The sequence below is a fragment of the Micromonospora antibiotica genome (assembly GCF_017599305.1).
GTDB lineage: Bacteria > Actinomycetota > Actinomycetes > Mycobacteriales > Micromonosporaceae > Micromonospora > Micromonospora antibiotica.
The window spans coordinates 1-15,205 of sequence record NZ_JAGFWR010000028.1; the positions used below are offsets into that span (position 1 = coordinate 1).

At 70.5% G+C, this 15,205-nt stretch carries 15 protein-coding genes and 1 riboswitch; of the genes, 8 read left to right on the plus strand and 7 right to left on the minus strand.

Annotation, left to right across the window (positions count from 1 at the left end; translation table 11 throughout):
* The first annotated feature begins 152 nt into the window (after positions 1-152).
* Positions 153-521 carry a cyclic-phosphate processing receiver domain-containing protein gene (locus JQN83_RS28385; protein ID WP_208570225.1) on the plus strand — a complete coding sequence of 123 codons (369 nt, stop codon included), beginning with the start codon at positions 153-155 and terminating at the stop codon, positions 519-521.
* 309 nt (positions 522-830) lie between these two features.
* Complete coding sequence (locus tag JQN83_RS28390; protein ID WP_208570226.1) at positions 831-2,066, plus strand: hypothetical protein; 1,236 nt, start codon at positions 831-833, stop codon at positions 2,064-2,066.
* 167 nt (positions 2,067-2,233) lie between these two features.
* Here JQN83_RS28390 and JQN83_RS28395 read toward each other — a convergent pair whose 3' ends face one another.
* The gene (locus JQN83_RS28395) at positions 2,234-3,493 is read right to left on the minus strand and encodes an alpha/beta hydrolase (RefSeq protein WP_208570227.1); all 1,260 of its coding nucleotides are present in this window, start codon (positions 3,491-3,493) and stop codon (positions 2,234-2,236) included.
* 658 nt (positions 3,494-4,151) lie between these two features.
* On the opposite strand from JQN83_RS28395, the gene JQN83_RS28400 reads away from it, so the two are divergent.
* The 3 genes from JQN83_RS28400 (at position 4,152) to JQN83_RS28410 (ending at position 5,609) form a co-directional block, all read left to right on the plus strand.
* Complete coding sequence (locus JQN83_RS28400) at positions 4,152-4,565, plus strand: VOC family protein (RefSeq protein ID WP_244253399.1); 414 nt, start codon at positions 4,152-4,154, stop codon at positions 4,563-4,565.
* Positions 4,562-4,843, plus strand: coding sequence for a winged helix-turn-helix transcriptional regulator (locus JQN83_RS28405; protein WP_208570228.1), 282 nt, complete (start codon positions 4,562-4,564; stop codon positions 4,841-4,843). Before JQN83_RS28400 ends, JQN83_RS28405 begins: the two co-directional genes overlap by 4 nt.
* 106 nt (positions 4,844-4,949) lie before the next feature.
* The gene (locus JQN83_RS28410) at positions 4,950-5,609 is read left to right on the plus strand and encodes a hypothetical protein (protein ID WP_208570229.1); all 660 of its coding nucleotides are present in this window, start codon (positions 4,950-4,952) and stop codon (positions 5,607-5,609) included.
* Positions 5,610-5,882: 273 nt separating this feature from the next.
* Here JQN83_RS28410 and JQN83_RS28415 read toward each other — a convergent pair whose 3' ends face one another.
* Positions 5,883-8,036 carry a 2Fe-2S iron-sulfur cluster-binding protein gene (locus JQN83_RS28415; protein ID WP_307799837.1) on the minus strand — a complete coding sequence of 718 codons (2,154 nt, stop codon included), beginning with the start codon at positions 8,034-8,036 and terminating at the stop codon, positions 5,883-5,885.
* Positions 8,037-8,252: 216 nt separating this feature from the next.
* Here JQN83_RS28415 and JQN83_RS28420 point away from each other — a divergent pair, with 216 nt between their 5' ends.
* Together JQN83_RS28420 and JQN83_RS28425 are read left to right on the plus strand one after the other, a co-directional pair.
* Positions 8,253-8,834, plus strand: coding sequence for a TetR/AcrR family transcriptional regulator (locus tag JQN83_RS28420; protein ID WP_307799839.1), 582 nt, complete (start codon positions 8,253-8,255; stop codon positions 8,832-8,834).
* Positions 8,835-8,923: 89 nt separating this feature from the next.
* Positions 8,924-9,520: an HNH endonuclease gene (locus JQN83_RS28425; protein ID WP_208570231.1), complete on the plus strand. Its 597-nt coding sequence runs from the start codon at positions 8,924-8,926 to the stop codon at positions 9,518-9,520.
* Positions 9,521-9,566: 46 nt separating this feature from the next.
* Here JQN83_RS28425 and JQN83_RS28430 read toward each other — a convergent pair whose 3' ends face one another.
* On the minus strand, positions 9,567-10,469 hold the full coding sequence (locus JQN83_RS28430; protein ID WP_244253401.1) for an alpha/beta fold hydrolase: 903 nt from the start codon (positions 10,467-10,469) through the stop codon (positions 9,567-9,569).
* 49 nt (positions 10,470-10,518) lie between these two features.
* Between JQN83_RS28430 and JQN83_RS28435 the strand changes: the two genes are divergently transcribed.
* A complete protein-coding gene (locus JQN83_RS28435; RefSeq protein WP_208570232.1) occupies positions 10,519-10,944 on the plus strand; it encodes a winged helix-turn-helix transcriptional regulator in 426 nt (141 codons plus the stop codon).
* A gap of 179 nt (positions 10,945-11,123) precedes the next feature.
* Here JQN83_RS28435 and JQN83_RS28440 read toward each other — a convergent pair whose 3' ends face one another.
* From JQN83_RS28440 to JQN83_RS28455, 4 genes are all read right to left on the minus strand, one after another.
* Positions 11,124-11,558, minus strand: a complete 435-nt coding sequence (locus JQN83_RS28440) for a hypothetical protein (protein WP_208570233.1) — start codon at positions 11,556-11,558, stop codon at positions 11,124-11,126.
* 100 nt (positions 11,559-11,658) lie between these two features.
* A complete protein-coding gene (locus JQN83_RS28445; protein ID WP_208570234.1) occupies positions 11,659-12,384 on the minus strand; it encodes a hypothetical protein in 726 nt (241 codons plus the stop codon).
* Between the two features lie 215 nt (positions 12,385-12,599).
* Positions 12,600-13,223 carry a 5,6-dimethylbenzimidazole synthase gene (bluB, locus tag JQN83_RS28450; RefSeq protein WP_208570235.1) on the minus strand — a complete coding sequence of 208 codons (624 nt, stop codon included), beginning with the start codon at positions 13,221-13,223 and terminating at the stop codon, positions 12,600-12,602.
* A gap of 37 nt (positions 13,224-13,260) precedes the next feature.
* Positions 13,261-13,459, minus strand: a riboswitch (cobalamin riboswitch).
* A 7-nt stretch (positions 13,460-13,466) separates the two neighbouring features.
* Positions 13,467-14,528: a Kelch repeat-containing protein gene (locus JQN83_RS28455; protein ID WP_208570236.1), complete on the minus strand. Its 1,062-nt coding sequence runs from the start codon at positions 14,526-14,528 to the stop codon at positions 13,467-13,469.
* Positions 14,529-15,205 lie beyond the last annotated feature (677 nt).

Consider the following 15,205-nt stretch of genomic DNA (forward strand, 5'->3'; position numbering starts at 1 on the left):
CCAGCAGGTGAGTGCAGGAACGGGTCACCCGGACACGCCGACGAATCCCCTAGAAGACACCACGGTCAGTCAGAGGGTGAGTCAGACCAGCCGGGTGACCCGCTCCCACATCATCACTGTCAGAGGATGACGATGCCAGGCATCATCATCGCGTGGATGCCCGCCGGACGATCGTCTTGGTCGATGATCTCCGTTCGTTCGTGGACGGCCGTGGCGCCGAGGTGGCCCGCAGCAGCGCCGCCGGCGTTGAACTCCTCGATCGGTACCGCGACCGGCGTCTGGACGAGCTGTGGCTGGATCACGACCTGGGCGGGGACGACACGATCTGGCCGGTCGTGGAGGTTCTGGAACGGGCTGCCTTCGACAAGTGCCCCTTCGACGTCGGCGTCATCAACGTCCACTCTGCCAATCCGGCCGGTGCCGCAAAGGTCGCCCAGGTCCTCCGGCGCTGGGGGTATCGGGTCCGGGTCGCGTCGGGCTCCACTGACGTCGGCTATCTCGACGGTCTCCCGTCGAGCTGACCGGCTCGAACCCGCCGCCCGACAGCTGTCACACCGGGCGCGGCAGTCCCGAGCACCGGTGAGAGGCGTCGCGCTGACCGACGGGCTCGGCTTCCCGTACGTGATCGACGGCATCGGCTCCGGCCGGATCCTCGAATCGGCCACCACCGTGTCGTCGGGGGCGGTCGGATCCTCGTCGCACCGGGCACCACCGGCCCGAGTCAGGCAGTCCGGCGGCCGGGCGCGTGACCGGGCCACCGCTGCCCACGGGAGGGGCCCTGCACCGACCCGCCCGAGGGGATCGTCGGTGTGGTGCGCGAGGATGGGCGCGTGTTCGACGGGATCGACGACATCGACTGGGTGCGGCTCGGTCACGCCTACGGCTCGGCCGGCGATGTGCCCGGCCTGCTCCGCGCCCTGCGGTCGCCCGACGAGCAGGAGCGCCACGCCGCCTTCGGCGCGCTCTACGCCAGCATCTTCCACCAGGGCACCCGCTACGAGGCGTCGGCTTATGCGGTGCCGTTCCTGCTGGAGTTGCTCGCCGATCCGGCCGCCCCTGACCGGGAGTTGGTGCTCTATCTGGTGACGGTGCTTGCGGTGGGCCACGATGCGAGGTGGCTGCCGCAGGGCATCCCGGTGGTCGAGCTGCGTCGGGTGGCCGACGGCGGGCGGGAACTGCTCGCCGCCAAACCGCCTCCGTGGCACGGCGACGACGAGGCCCGCAAGGAGTACGTCGAGTACGCGTACGTGGAGTCGCTCGACGAGGCCGACCGGCAGCGGCTGTGGGCGTACGTCGAGCTGGCCGTCTACGACGCGGTGCGGGCCGGCGTGCCCCTCTTGCGTGACCTGCTCACTGACGCCGCCCCGGGACTGCGCGTCGGTGCGGCGTACGCGCTCGCCTGGTTCCCGCAGGACGCGGCCGGCAGTATCCCGGCGCTCGTCGCGGCGGCCGAGGCCGCAGTGGAGGTGGACGAGGGTGAGGCGGCGACGGCTCTGGTGGCGGCGGGGTTGCTCGGTGCCGCGCCCGACGCCGGGCTGTTGGCTGATCCGCGTCCGGTGATCCGCTGGGCCGCCGCGGTCGGCCGGGCCCGGGTGCTCGGCGTCAACGCCGACGAGGCGACGGTCGACGAGCTGCTCGCCTGGACGGCCGCCGCCGAGCCGGACAACCGGCCGGCCACCGGCGGGGCCGAGGTGCCCTTCCTCGACGGCGACCTCAACGGGTACGCGGGGCTGTCGCTGCGCCTGCTCGGCCCCCGGCACACCGATCGGGCGCTCGACGCGCTGCTCGACCGGCTGTCCGTCGCCGTCGGTGAACAGGCGTTGCCGGTGGTGGCCGAGGCGCTGCGCCTGGCCTTCCCTGGTGGCCGGCTGCCCGCCGGGGTGGACGGTGCTGCGTTGGCTGCCCGGCAACGGCGGCTCGTCGAGGTGCTGGCCCGCTCGCCCGGGGCGTGGCTGATCGACGGCGTGTCGTTCGGCAACTTCGCCTCGCTCGTCGGCGACTACGGTCTGCCACGCAGCCGGGAAGCGATGCTTGCCTACCTCGACGGACCTCCAGCGGGACGCTGATGCGGTGTGGGCCGTCAGCGACGGACAGCCGCAACCGGTGGCGCCGCCTGGACGTGCCGTTCGGGCCGGCCGTGGCACTGGCCCGCTCACCGGTGGCCGCCCCGCTGCCCGCGTCACCGGGCGGCTCACCTCAACCCACCGGCGTACGCCTCAACGGCGAGGCGGCGCTACGTGATGTCGAACAGTTGCCTCAGTCGGGCCTCGATCAGGGGTTGGCCGGCGGCGGACACGTCGTAGTGGCCGGCTCCTTCGAGGACGGCGAGGTTGATGTCGTTGTCGTTGATCAGCATCTTGTTGACGGTGTCGTAGGTGACCGTGGCGGGGCTGGTGATGTCGTCGGTGCCGTACAGCCAGAGAATCGAGCCGGGCAGGGTCGAGTTCTCCAGTCTGCCCTGGTTCTCCGCGTAGAACCGTTTGTTCTCGGGCAGCGAGTTCGGGGTGTCGCCGCGAACACCGGGGTAGGTGGTCAGCCGGTGTGCGGGCGACGCGTTCAGGTAGTGCTGGATGTCCCGTTTGACCAGGGCATTGAGATCGTCCAGGCAGGTACGCCAGTTGTCGCGGTAGAACCTCAGCATGTTGGGGCCGTAGATCGTGGCGGGGTCGATGTCGTAGCCCGCGTACCGTTCGGTCCTGGTGAAGTAGATGGTCTCCGCGTTGGCGAAGACGAGTTGCTCGATCTGGTGCTCCGTTGGCGGGAGCCCCGATCGCGCGGCCGCCTCGATGTCGTTCCACAGGACCCGGTTCATGGCGGGCACGTCCGGTACCGGGGCGAGGGTGATGGTGCCGCGGTAGTCCAGGTCGGGGTCGGCCATGGTGGCCCGGTCGGAGTAGTACGCGGCGGCCAGGGCGGCGAAGCCACCTTCCGACCAGCCCGCCGGCACCCACTGACCCGACAGTCGGTCACCGAGGAGCCGTTGCGCGGCCACCGCGGCGAAGACCATCGAGTTTCCCTCGCTGGACAGCTCGTAGTAGCCGTGCCCCTCCGGGACACCCTCGGCCACCGGGCCGAGTCCCTCGTAGTCCGGGGCGACCACGGCGATGTTCATCTTCAGGATGGACGCCAGCAGGGCCGCGTTCGGCCCGTCGGCCCACCGACCGTGCTCCTGGAGTTGCACGCTCGGCGCGCACTCCGGAGCCCACCCGACGGTGCCGTGCCCCCACACCACGAGTGGCCACCCGCCGGCCGGTGGTGCCTGCGTGGGCAGGAACAGCATGGCGGTGGCGTTGATCTGGCCGCCCCGTATACCGGGCATGCGGTAGACGACGAGTTGACCGTCGGCCACGTCGGCGATCACCGAGGGGACGTTACGCAGCGGCGTGGGGGTGCCGACCACGTCCCCGTCGGCGGCCATCTCGACGGTGCCGGTCGGACCACCGTCGGCACCCCACGCCGGGGCGACGGGGATCAACAACCCCACCAGCAGCACGACGAGCGGGAATCCGCGTCGGACACGACCACGTCGTCCGGGTGATCCGATGGGGCAACTGGTCATCGTGCTCCCGTCGTCGTGAGTTCCCGAGACTGTCCCGGGCAGGGCGTCATGCTCCACCACCATCGACGTGACCCGTCGCGTCGTCCGAGCACCACCACAGGGCCCCGGGCAGCCGGGAGCACGTGGCCGTGACGTGTGCCGGGTCGGCAGGCCGGACCCCGCGACGATCCTCCGGTTCCGGTGCCTACGGGTCGAGAATAGGCCCGTGCGGTCAGCTCAGAGGTGGTTTTCCCGGGCCGGCCCCGGGCCGGCGGCGACGACCGGCCCGGGGCCGGCCCGTCCGACGCCATGACCACCCACCGGGCAGGTGATCGCCTGACCCCAGCAGCGGGGAGGAAGCCCTACCCGGCCAGGCCCTCCGTCACCACGTAGACCTCACCGTCACCGGGTCGACCCGACCTACCGGCATCATCGGGGCGACCCGCCGCCAGGCCCCCAGGAGCACGACGGCCATGGCGCCCTGGCCTTCTCCGGGATCACACCATGGCGGGACCTTCCTGACGAATTCGCCATGTGGGCGGGTGCCGACTCCTGGTTCCGTCGCTGGACTGCGGACGCACGCCGCTTGACCGGTCACTTGTATTTTGCAAGTATGGACCGCATGAGCCTCTTCATCACCTGCCCGGTCGAGAGCGTCGAGCGCGCAACCGCCTTCTACACCGCCCTCGGCTGGACCCTCAACGCCGAGATGTCCGACCACAACGTGTCGTGCTTCGCAATCGCCCCCGAGCAGTACGTCATGCTCGGCAGCCGCGAGATGTACGCGAGCGTCGGCGGAGTCGAAGAGCTGATCGGCGGACCGCAGACGCCCTCGAAGGTCACGGTCTCGTTCGACCTGGGCAGCCGGGACGCGGTCGACGAACTCATCGACCGCGCCGGCGCTGCTGGCGGGCGGATCGGTGACACCGACGACTACCCCTTCATGTACCAGCGCCAATTCGACGACCCCGACGGCTACCACTACTCACCGTTCTGGATGAAGACGGACGCCGATCCGACCGCGTGAGCGACCTCGCCGCGGCCCTCGACATCGTCGGAGCACGGTGGGCCCTGCTCATTGTGGAACGGCTGCTCGACGGGCCACAACGCTACGGCGATCTGCAGCGCGACCTCGGCGTACCGACAAACATGCTCGCGATACGCCTACGCGAGCTCGAAGCGGCTGGCGTGCTGATCCGCCTGCCCCTTCGACACAACACCCGGGCCTATGCGCTGACCGATCGCGGGTTCGCCTTGCGCGAGGCGATCGTCGCACTCGGCAACTGGGGCAGGCGCGACTCCTAGTACGGCACCGCCGTCCGGGATCATGGCTGGTCGTCCACAGGAGGCAGAGCATGCAGGGCACGGTAGGCAGATGACTGCTACCGCAGGCGGTCCGATGGTAAGAGACATGACGCCGCGTCAAGCGGTCGACTTACGGGTGCACCGCTGGCTGATGATCGTGGGGGCGCTCCTCACCGCCGCAGCCCTGCTGCTGTTGTCGCTTCTGCCTGACCCGCCCGCCGAGGCCGTCGCGATGACGGCGTGGGTCGAACGCGGCCACCCGTTGCTGATGTGGAGCAACGAACTGCTGTTCTTCGCGGTCATCTGCTGGGGAGCCGGTGCGCGCGGTCTCTTCAGCGCGGGCCGGGCCGGCCCGTCGGCGCGGATCGACGTGGGAAGGACCGCCCTCACGGTCGCCCTCGTCGCGCTCGTCGTCGTGCTGCTCGCGGTGGGGCGTCTGGTCTACCCGGTGTTTGAGATCGACCTGTCAACCGAGGTCGTAGCCCTGCTCGTCAGCTCGACATTCGGCGCCCTGCACGTGGCGTTCCTGGGTTTCGCCGTTGCTGCGGTGACGCTCGGCTGGTCGACACGCGCCGGACTGGCCGGGCGAGCTGTCGGCATCGTTGCCGCAGCCGCATTCATTGTGGGCTCCTTCCCCTGGTTGACACCGAACTGGTGGAACTCACTGGTCCCGGTGCTGATCGCCGCGTGGGGCGTGTTTCTCGCCTGCGTAACCCGCACCGGGCATTCCGGCGACGCGACGGAGAGGACGGGTACCACTGTCTAGCGCATCAGCCGTCGCGAGACCCTGACGGGAATCCGGGATGGAGGCGGCGTGTAGTGGGCTCGTCGGGCTCGAGCTTGTGGAGTCGCGTCAACCCGACCAGTGCAGACGGTGGGTGGCGTCGTTGATCGGACGGATGACGCACGCGTGATCAGGCGGCGGACCCCATTGACCGTGGGCGTGATCAGCATGGTGTCGGCCGGGTCGTCGTCGGTGGCGTCGTGACTACAACCCCGTCGACCTGCAACCCCGTCGATCTGCCACCCGGTGTCCAGATCAGCCTTGGCCACCTATCGCAGACCGCCCCTGGTCGGCGAGGTCGATGGTCACCTCGGACAGGGGCTGGGCGACACACGTCAGGGTGTAGCCGGCGGCCCGCTGCTGCGGGGTGAGACAGTTCGGCTCGCTCACCACGACGTCGCCGCGGCGAAGCCGCACGACGCACTCGCCGCAGGTGCCGACGGTGCAGGAGAACGGCAGGTCGATCCCGGTGGCGAGACCCGCGTCGAGCAGACTCTGGCCGGGTTCGACCGTCCCCGTGCCGACCGGCTGCCCGGCCGCCTCCACGGTCATCGGCTGGGGCGTGGTCGTCGCGATCGTGGTGCCGGCGCCCGAGGTGTACGTCTCATGGTGCACCCGCGCGTCCGGCACGCCGAGGCTCGCGAGTACCTTCCGTACGGTGCTCATCAGCGCCTCGGGGCCGCAGACGTAGTAGCGGGCGTCTGCGGCCGGCGTACGGCCGGTGAACCAGTCCACCAGGCGGTCCGCGTCGAGGCGGCCGTCCCGGCTGGTCAGGACGTGGGTGACGGACAACCGGTCGGGGTGCTCCGCAGCCAACCGGTCGAGGTCGGCGGCGAAGATGACCTCGTCGGCGTCCCGGCTGCTGTAGAGCAGCGCGATCCGGTCGTGGCCGGCCCGGTCGGCGAGCCGCGTACGGATCATGCTCATCATCGGCGTCACGCCGCTGCCGGCGGCGACGAGCACCATCTCGGTCGACGGCTCGGCCTCGGTGTGGAACGTCCCGGACGGGCCGTGCAGGCCCAGGAGGTCCCCGACGCGCAGCATCCGGTGCACGTGGCCGGAGAGCCGCCCTCCCTCGACATGCTTGACGGTGACCTCCAGCCGCGTCGTCCCCGGCGCGGACGAGGCCGAATAGGCGCGTCGGACCGGGCGGCCGTCGACCTCGACGACGAGCGTGAAGTACTGGCCGGGCCGGAACGCGAAAGGGTCGGGCCGTCCGGCGGCATCTTCGAGGACGAGCGTGACGGTGGTCGGCGTCTCCCGGCGCATCTCCACGACGCGCACCTCCCGCAGCGGACTCCCGGCCCGGTCGCCGTCGGTCCGTCGCCCGTCCGCGACGTCGGCGTAACCCTCCCTACGCAGTGCGGAGCGGTAGGCGCGGCGCATCACCACCCGCAGCGCCCGCGACAGCCCCGGGATCGCGCCGACGACCCTGAACAGCGCCGCAGGCGGCCCGCCCGGCGCGTCCGCCGAGTTCGTGGCGAGGTGCTCCAACGCGATCATGGTGAGATCCGGTGCGGCACTGCGGTCGAGGTGCGCGCCGGGATGCCACAGCCGGGCCCGGGCCACCGCGTCGTTGCCGGTCACCTCGGCGTGTTCGACGTCGATGACGAGCGCCGCGTGCGGTGCCAGCCCGCGCAGCGCGAGGGTCCGTAGCAGTGCCGGGTCGTCGGTTACCACGCCGCGCCCGCGTACGTGCAGCACCCCGCTGCGGCCGGGCACGAGCGCGGCGAAGGCGAGCCGCTCGTCCTGCAGCAGGTTGTGTAGCGTGTCGGCGCGTTTGTTGCCCCTGCGGTCCGGGAGCACGAGCGTCCGACCGTCGAGGATCCGGACCACCGTTCCCCGGTCGCCCCGGGGACTGGTGTCGCTGCCACCCTCGGTGTCCCAGCTCGACAGTGCGAGGAACGGCGCTGCGGCGAGGAACTCGGCCACACCGGGCGCCCCCAACGGCTCGTCGACGGCGAGCTGCGGGGCCGGCGCGGCCTTCGCGGGTGGTTGCCACAGGCCGGACCGGAGGATGGCCTGCGCGCAGTGGACCCACGCCTGCCTGATCACCACCGTGGTCCGTGCTCCCTGCTGGGAGGTGACCGTGCCGTTGACGCGCAGGACCTCGCCGACGCCAGGCAGCAGGAAGAACATCGACGCCGGCCCGGGGGCGGCGTCGGCCTCGGGGAGGGCGAACGAGATCCGCGTGGGGGAGTGGACGTGGGCGAACCCGGCGACGCCACCGACGAACGTCGTCCGGCTAGTGCCGCCGGTGTCGCGGTAGCCGAGCGCCGCGATCGGGCTGTGCGCCAGGACGGTGCGGCAACCTGCGTCGATGGCGTCGACCTGCTTGAGCATGACCATGGACGGCGGGCGGCCGACGAGCGCCTCGACCTCGTCCACGGTCGTGAGTCGATGCAGCACCACGGTTCCTCTCAGCCAGGCGCGGGAGAGCCGCGTAGCCGGCGAAGGTGCCGTCGGCTGTCGGTGCACCGACTCGACGAGACCTTGTATCAGCAGCTCAGGGCAATATTATGAGCAATAGCTCAGCTCTTCGCCTACTCGCTTTCCGTGCCCCGGAAGGACCATCGGATGCCGTCAGCCGACCGTCGTCTTCAGCCTCGTCGCGAGCCCCGCCAGGTGCGGGCCGAGCTCACCCGGGAGCGCATCCTGGCCGCCGCTGCTCACATTTTCAGCGAGTACGGCTACGCCGCCGGCACCACGAACCGCATCGCCGAACGGGCCCGGATCTCCATCGGATCGCTGTACCAGTACTTCCCGAACAAGGACGCGATCCTCGCCGCGCTGCTGGTGCGGCACATCGACCGCGGCACCTGGACCCAGGCCGACGAACTCGACCTGTCCCCGGGCACCCTCGCAGCGACGGTCCGGGCCCTGGTCCGCGACGCGATCGACAACCACAGCGAGGACCCACAGCTGCTACGCATCATGATCGAGGAGGCACCGCTGTCGCAGGAACTGCTCGACACCGTCGACCGGCACGGCAAGCAACGCGTCGCCCAGATCCGCGACCTACTCGCCCGGCACCCGGACGTCCGCGTGACCGACCTCGACACGGCAGCCGAACTCATCGTGCTCACCGTGGAGATCAACACGCACAAGCTGATGGCCGATCCCCGGCCGATCCCGGTCGAACGATTCGAGCGTGAGCTGGCAAACATGGTCACCCGATACCTGCACGGGGACCGACACACGGAATGACCGCAGTAGTGGGGCGGCGGACCAGCACCGACCGGGCTACTGGTCGATGCGGTCGGCCGCCGCTGACACGTTTCCTGCTCAGCCGCGGCGTGGCGGGGACAGACGTACTGGAGAAGGTCGTGCAGGGCGTTCGCGCCGTGCAGCCGGCAGAGTCGGACCGCCTGGTCAAGATTCTGGACGAGGCCCGGGCGCCCGAACCCGAGGGACTGTCGGAGGGCCGCCGTCGGCGGTTGGCGCAGGTGACGGTCCGACAGGGGCAGGCCGACTTCCGTCGCCGGCTCATCGAGGCGTACCAGGGCCGCTGTGCGATCAGCGGTTGCGGCGTGAAGGCGGCGCTGCAGGCCGCGCACATCGAGTCGTACGACAGACCGGCCACCAACCGGGTTTCCCACGGCCTTCTACTCCGAGCAGACCTACACAACCTCTTCGACCAGGGGCTGCTCTGGATCGACGACTCCTACCGGGCCCAGGTTGCGGAAGGGCTCGACCACTACGGCGAGTTCGCCGGGGCCGAACTCCCGCCGACGGCGGATCCCGCGCACCGGCCCGACCAGCGGGCGTTGGCGGCGGTCGAAGTTCTACGGGCGGGCGCAGTCATTGGAACAGTGGTGTCGAGTTCATTGATGGTGCTGGCCCTGGTCGTGGGATGCTCGCCACCCTGGCTCCTTGCCCGAATGGATATTTGAGCCTCCACCCGAACCCCCGTTTACCTGGCCGGCGGTCCGGGATCTGTCATTCATCCATGTCGTCGGTGTGGAACGACGGTGGTGCCGATGTCGCCCGGGCTGCGGTTGCCACCACGATCGAGGCGAGGTCCCCGGGGGCGTCGACGGGGACGATGTGTCCGCTGTCCGGGAGCAGGTGCTGGTCGAGGTGGTCCGCGATCAGCGTGAGTTGGCGCGCGGGTGCGTCTCCCACCGTCGAGGCACCGACGGCTGTCACCGGCATGGTCAGCCGGCCCTGCTCGGCCCAGGAACGGTTCCACTGCGCGTTCGTGGGCATCGCGCGGTAGTGCTCGAAGGCCGCGCGCAGGCTGTCTCGTCCCGTGTAGGCGCCGACGAAATGCCGTACGAGGTCCTCCGGGACCCCGCTGCGGGACCCGATGCCGAGAAAGAAACGGACGTAGCGGTCCTCGTCCCCGCTCAGGACGTTCTCGGCGAGGCCGCCCGGTGTCTGGTGGAACCCGAACCACCATGGTCCGCCGGAGCCGAGGAACGCCTCCGCGCCGGTGAGTCCGCTGATGACCGCCTCGACGATGGTGAGGCTGAGTACCCGATTCGGGTGGGCGGCGGCGAGCGCGAATGCGGGCGCGGCGCCGACGTCGAAGCCGACGATGTGCGCCGACTGCAGACGGAGCGCGTCGAGCTGGCGGACCTGGTCCGTCGCGAGGCTCGCGGCGTCGTAGCCGCTTGCCGTCCGTTCGGTGTCGCCGGTGCCACGTAGGTCGGGCATGAGCACTTCATGGCCTGCGGCGACCAGCAGCGGCTCTACCTCCCGCCAGATTTCCTTGGTGTGTGGAAACCCATGGAGTAACAGGACGGGGCTTCCGGCACCGGCTCGGCGCACGCTCACTCGGAGATCGTCGAGTTGGATCATTTCGATCGTCGAACGGTGGACCCGGGCGGCACGACTCATCACGACTCCTAGTTACCATTGGTTACCTGGGAACGATAGGAGAGCTTGGGTGAGCACGAAAGAAGGCACGTCAGGCACGCTTGGTCACCCTGAGGTAACCACCGAACGGCACGGTGACCTCTTCGACGCCAACTGCCCGACGCGGCTGCTGCTCGACCGGGTGGGATCGAAGTGGACCGTCATGATCGTGTTGCTGCTCGCCGACGGAGAGGAGCTGCGGTTCGGTGCGCTGCGCCGCCGCATGCCGGGTGTGTCCCAGAAGATGCTCACCCACACCCTGCGTCAACTCGAAGACGACGGCCTCGCCCACCGCCGGGTGGAACCCACGAGTCCGCCCGCCGTGCACTACTCGTTGACAGCGCTCGGCGACACGCTCGTCGGTCCGTTGCGCGAGCTCAAACGCTGGGCCGAGCTGAACATGGGCGCGATCGATGCGCTGCGTACGGCTGAGGTCAAGGCCGGTCACGACCAGTAGGCGAGGAGGGCGGGCGGATCCTGTCACGGGGTGATGGTCGAAACCCGCGTACCCCCGGCAGGCTGACGCCAGGCCGGCACCTCGACCGGATGGAAGCCAGCACCACCCCGGTCCTTCCGTCGTTTCCGGGTGGGCCGCCTGCCCGGTCGTCCCGGCACGCCCTGCTGCTCCCGCTCCCGTCAGCCGCCCGGGCAGCGGTTGTCGCCGCCGCTGAGTTCCACGCAGTGCCCTGGCGGGCCGGGCGTCGTGTCTGCCGGCACCGGGGTGAGACCCCGCCCGACGGATGCGGCGAACGGTAGGGCGGGCACGGCGATCACGACGGTCAGCACCAGGAAGACGATCGCGGTTCGGACCAGCCGCAGCCGGTACGCGACGAGCGCGATGACTGCCGGGCCGGCGACCGCCACCAACGCGGCGACCAGCAGGGCCCGGCTCGCCTGGCGTCCGAGGCCCACCAGTTCGTCGGGCCGGCCGTCGTAGTTGGCGTTCCACTGCGCCAAGCCGATGTTCAGCCACCACGCGGCTGCCGCGATCAGCCCGCCGATCCAGGCCAGGACCAGGAGCCCCACGATCGGGCCACCCCACCGACGTGCGCCGGCCGCCTCAGACGTCATGCGGTCCAGCGTGGACGGTCCGATCCGACCGGGCATGAGTCGGCGTACTCAGCGCGCCCGTCGAGGCTGTGTTCGTCGGCCCGGGGACATCCGACCGCAGTCAGGCGCGGTCGGTCGGGGCTGGTTTCTCCGTGAGCTGCCACCGGTCGCCGTGACCCGCGGCGATCACGACCGCCTCGACCAGGCGTCGGGCCGCCGCCGGGTCACCGGCGAGTGTGCTGGTGGCTCCGAGGCCGACCGGTGGCCCGCCGGCGAGGCTCGCGGCCACGGCGGTCAGCCGCCGGTCGCGGTCCGGCACGTCGGCGGTCGCCGCGAACCCGACCACTGCCGCCCAGTCGGTGACCTGTCCCATCCGCACGACCTCGTCGTCCCACAACAGATCCAGGATCCGCACGAGGTCGCCGAAGCCCGGCTGGTCGGGGAGCGCGGTGAAGGTCAGCAGGTGTACGGCGGCCTGCTTGCCGAGCGTGGCGCCGGTGGCGATGTCGGTGCGCAGGGCGATCCGGATCTCGTCACCGGTGAACCCCGAAGCGAAGTCCGGCGGGGGAGGCCTCCGGTGCAACGGCGGCGCGGTGTCGGGGTCGGTCAGCAACTCCGCCACCCGCCGGCACTCCACACACGGCGGCAACGTGGTGATGTCCAGGTACGTGTCCCTGCGGTACGCCTCGTAGGCAAGGTCGATCGCCCACTGGTCATTGCCCCAGACCGGACGCTCCGCAGTGGAGCACAAGGTGTATCCCCGACTCCCGTACTCGCCGGCGCGTTCGAGAGCGAGATCCACCGACAGGTGGTGGAACGTGCCGTCCGTACACGGTCGAGGTGTCATCGTGTCCTCCACACCACCGGGTGCTTCGCCGGTCGTCGGTGACAATGAAGTCTACCTGTCTCGGGCAGTATTCCGGATTGCCGATTACTAACCTGCGCAGATCCAATGGCAATCCCATCACCGTCAATGGGTATTCAGGAAGTCGGCGGGGGGGGGCGACCGAAACCCGTATTGCAGTGCCGAAGCGCACTGTCGTCCACAATGAAAATGGGGATTCAGCTGTGCGGCCAGCGGTCGTGGTGGACCGCCTCGGCGAGAGGCCGGCGTCGACGCCACCCGTGCCGTTCCAGGTCGGGCACGGACTCCAGGTGGGTGACCGGCCCGACGCAGAGCCAGGCCACCGGCCGGATGCCGGCCGGTACGCCCAGCAACCCGGCCAGGAACGACTCCCGGTAGAAGGAGACCCACCCGACGCCCAGCCCTTCGGCGGTGGCGGCGAGCCAGAGGTTCTGGATGGCCAGGCAGACCGAGTAGAGACCGGCGTCGGCGATGGCGTGCCGCCCGAGCACGGCCGGGCCCCCACGCTGCGGGTCGTACGTGACGACGACCGACAGCGTCGACTCCAACACCCCGTCGATCTTGATACCCGCGAACCGTTCGGCCGCCGCGCCGTCGAGGGTGGCGGCGAACGTCGCCCGCTCGGCCTGCACGTGCCGGTGGAACCGACGACGGATGGCAGGGTCCCGGACCAGGACGAAGTCCCACGGCTGTGAGTAACCGACGCTGGGTGCGGCGTGCGCGGCGTCCAGGATCCGGTGCAGGGCGCCGTCCGGCACCGGTTCCCCGGTGAACTGGGCCCGGACGTCCCGGCGGCGGTGGATGGCGTCGTAGAGTTCCACAGGCAGGCTCCCGCTGCGCTCGGCCCACCCCCGACGGGCGGGCGGTCGACGCGAGGCCGGTCTTCGGACTCCCGGATCGACGCCAACCCGTCCGCCTTCCCAGCCGTACGGCCAGTGGCTGCGCTCCTCGCGCCTGGACGGTCGCTCCCCGGTCACCGCGGCGGGCCCGTGCCGGATTCACACCGGCTTCCCGATTCTCCCCGCACCCGCGGGGCACCTCGCACGATCATGCCGCCGCCGATGCTAACCCGTGCCGGTGACGCAGGCCGGCCACGCCCCCGGCGGGCGGCGGGCGGTCACTCGCGCGGACTCCACCCCGGCGGTGTGCCCGCCGATCGCGAAGATCCTCCTGCCGCTGGTGACCGCCGCGCCTTCACGATGGGCGGTGGTGGTGCCGGTGACCGTCGCCCAGGTGCCGGTGTCGGGTGAGTACGCGTCCACCCGGGTGGTGTCCACGCAGTCGACCGGTCTTCCCGAAGGGTCGGTGACCAGTTCACAGCCACCTGTCGCATAGATCCGGCCGTCCGGGCCGGTCGTGGCGTCGACCAGACACCGCCGGCTGGGAAGCGGCGCGAGAGTCGCCCAGGTGTCGGTGGTGGGCGAGTAAGCCTCGACGACGTCGAGGACGTTCAGGACGCCGTCCCCGCAGCCGCCGATCGCGTAGATCCGCCCGTCTGGTCCGCCGGTCACCCCCATCTCGTTGCGCGGTGTGGGCATCGACGCCGCGGTGGTCCACCGATCCACCGTCGGCTCGTAGACCTCCAGGGTGGACAGCGAGCCGTGACGCTCCCCGCCGACGGCGTAGACCCGGCCGTCGGTGCCGGCCGTCGCGGCGAGCAGTTGCCGTCCGCTGGGCATCGACGCGACGGGCACCCACTGGTCGTCGCCCGGCGTCAGGGCGAGCACGGAGCTGAGGAACGCTCCCTCGGCACCGGGAGAGCTGCCACCGATCGCGTAGACGCGCCCGTCCCCGCCGGTGGCCGCCGCATGGCGGTACCGGGGCCGGGGCAGCGACGGACCGGCCCTCCACCGCCGGGTCCGAGGCGTGTAGACCTCCACCACCGTGGTGACCGAAGCCGCGTCGGCACCCCCGATCGCGAAGATCGACCCGTCCGGCGCCGTGGCCGCCGCCAGCGCGAAGCGGGAACTCGACAGCGCGTCGTCGGCCCGCCAACGGAGGGCGGGTCGGTCGCCCCTGACGGCGGCACCGGCGACGGGTGCCGGCAGTTGGGCCACCGCGACGGCAATGGCGAGGAACAGTGTCCTCCATGGTGCGACGCGGCCGAGAATGCGAATTGTCGTCACGACTGGGCGCTCCTTTCGCGCTGAGTCGACGGGCGTTTTCCGCTGATCGGCAGGCTAGCAGTCCGGCGTACGCGACAGCCGCGAAGAACCTGCCAATTTCCCCGAGGGTGAAAATGGTGTCGTGGCTGATTGTGTGTTCGCTCGGGAAGCTGTTGCCGGTCACCTCTCGGGGTCCTGTCCGCACGATGCGGAAAGGAATTCTCCTCACCTGCGCCGTGGGTGGTGCCGGCGTCGGGCGGGGAGCGCGACGCCGTGACCGTCGCACCGGCGGCCGCCCGGGGTGAGGGGGTCGGCACCAGCGGGCCGGCCCGGCCTCCACGCCGGACGGCGCGTCGGCGTGACGTTGCGGGGCTGTCCGGTCGGCCAGGTCCGCACCCTGTCCCCAGCGGGATCCTGGTGGTGCACCGCCCTCCGGCGGAACGCCCCCGGGTCCATCGACCCGGCACCGGTCGGGCGTCCGCCACGCGCAGTGACCGCCGACTGCGCTGAAATCGGGACGGTTCACCATGATGGCCGGCGCTACGGACACCTGACCATGAGCCATGCGGACCAGCTCAAATCAGCCGCAACCCCCGCCGGCGAGCTCCCGGCCGTCCATCGATACGTATTGACGCACTCCATCGCTAATGTTACCGTCAGTCATACTCTGGTCGCTAGCTGTGGCAATAGATCGAAGT

Bases quoted from the DNA above. Each gene is read 5' to 3' on its own strand.
- JQN83_RS28410 (WP_208570229.1), top strand. From the start codon at position 4,950: ATGACGCCGCGTCAAGCGGTCGACTTACGGGTGCACCGCTGGCTGATG.
- JQN83_RS28400 (WP_244253399.1), top strand. From the start codon at position 4,152: ATGGACCGCATGAGCCTCTTCATCACCTGCCCGGTCGAGAGCGTCGAG.
- JQN83_RS28445 (WP_208570234.1), bottom strand. From the start codon at position 12,384: ATGACACCTCGACCGTGTACGGACGGCACGTTCCACCACCTGTCGGTG.
- JQN83_RS28440 (WP_208570233.1), bottom strand. From the start codon at position 11,558: ATGACGTCTGAGGCGGCCGGCGCACGTCGGTGGGGTGGCCCGATCGTG.
- JQN83_RS28430 (WP_244253401.1), bottom strand. From the start codon at position 10,469: ATGAGTCGTGCCGCCCGGGTCCACCGTTCGACGATCGAAATGATCCAA.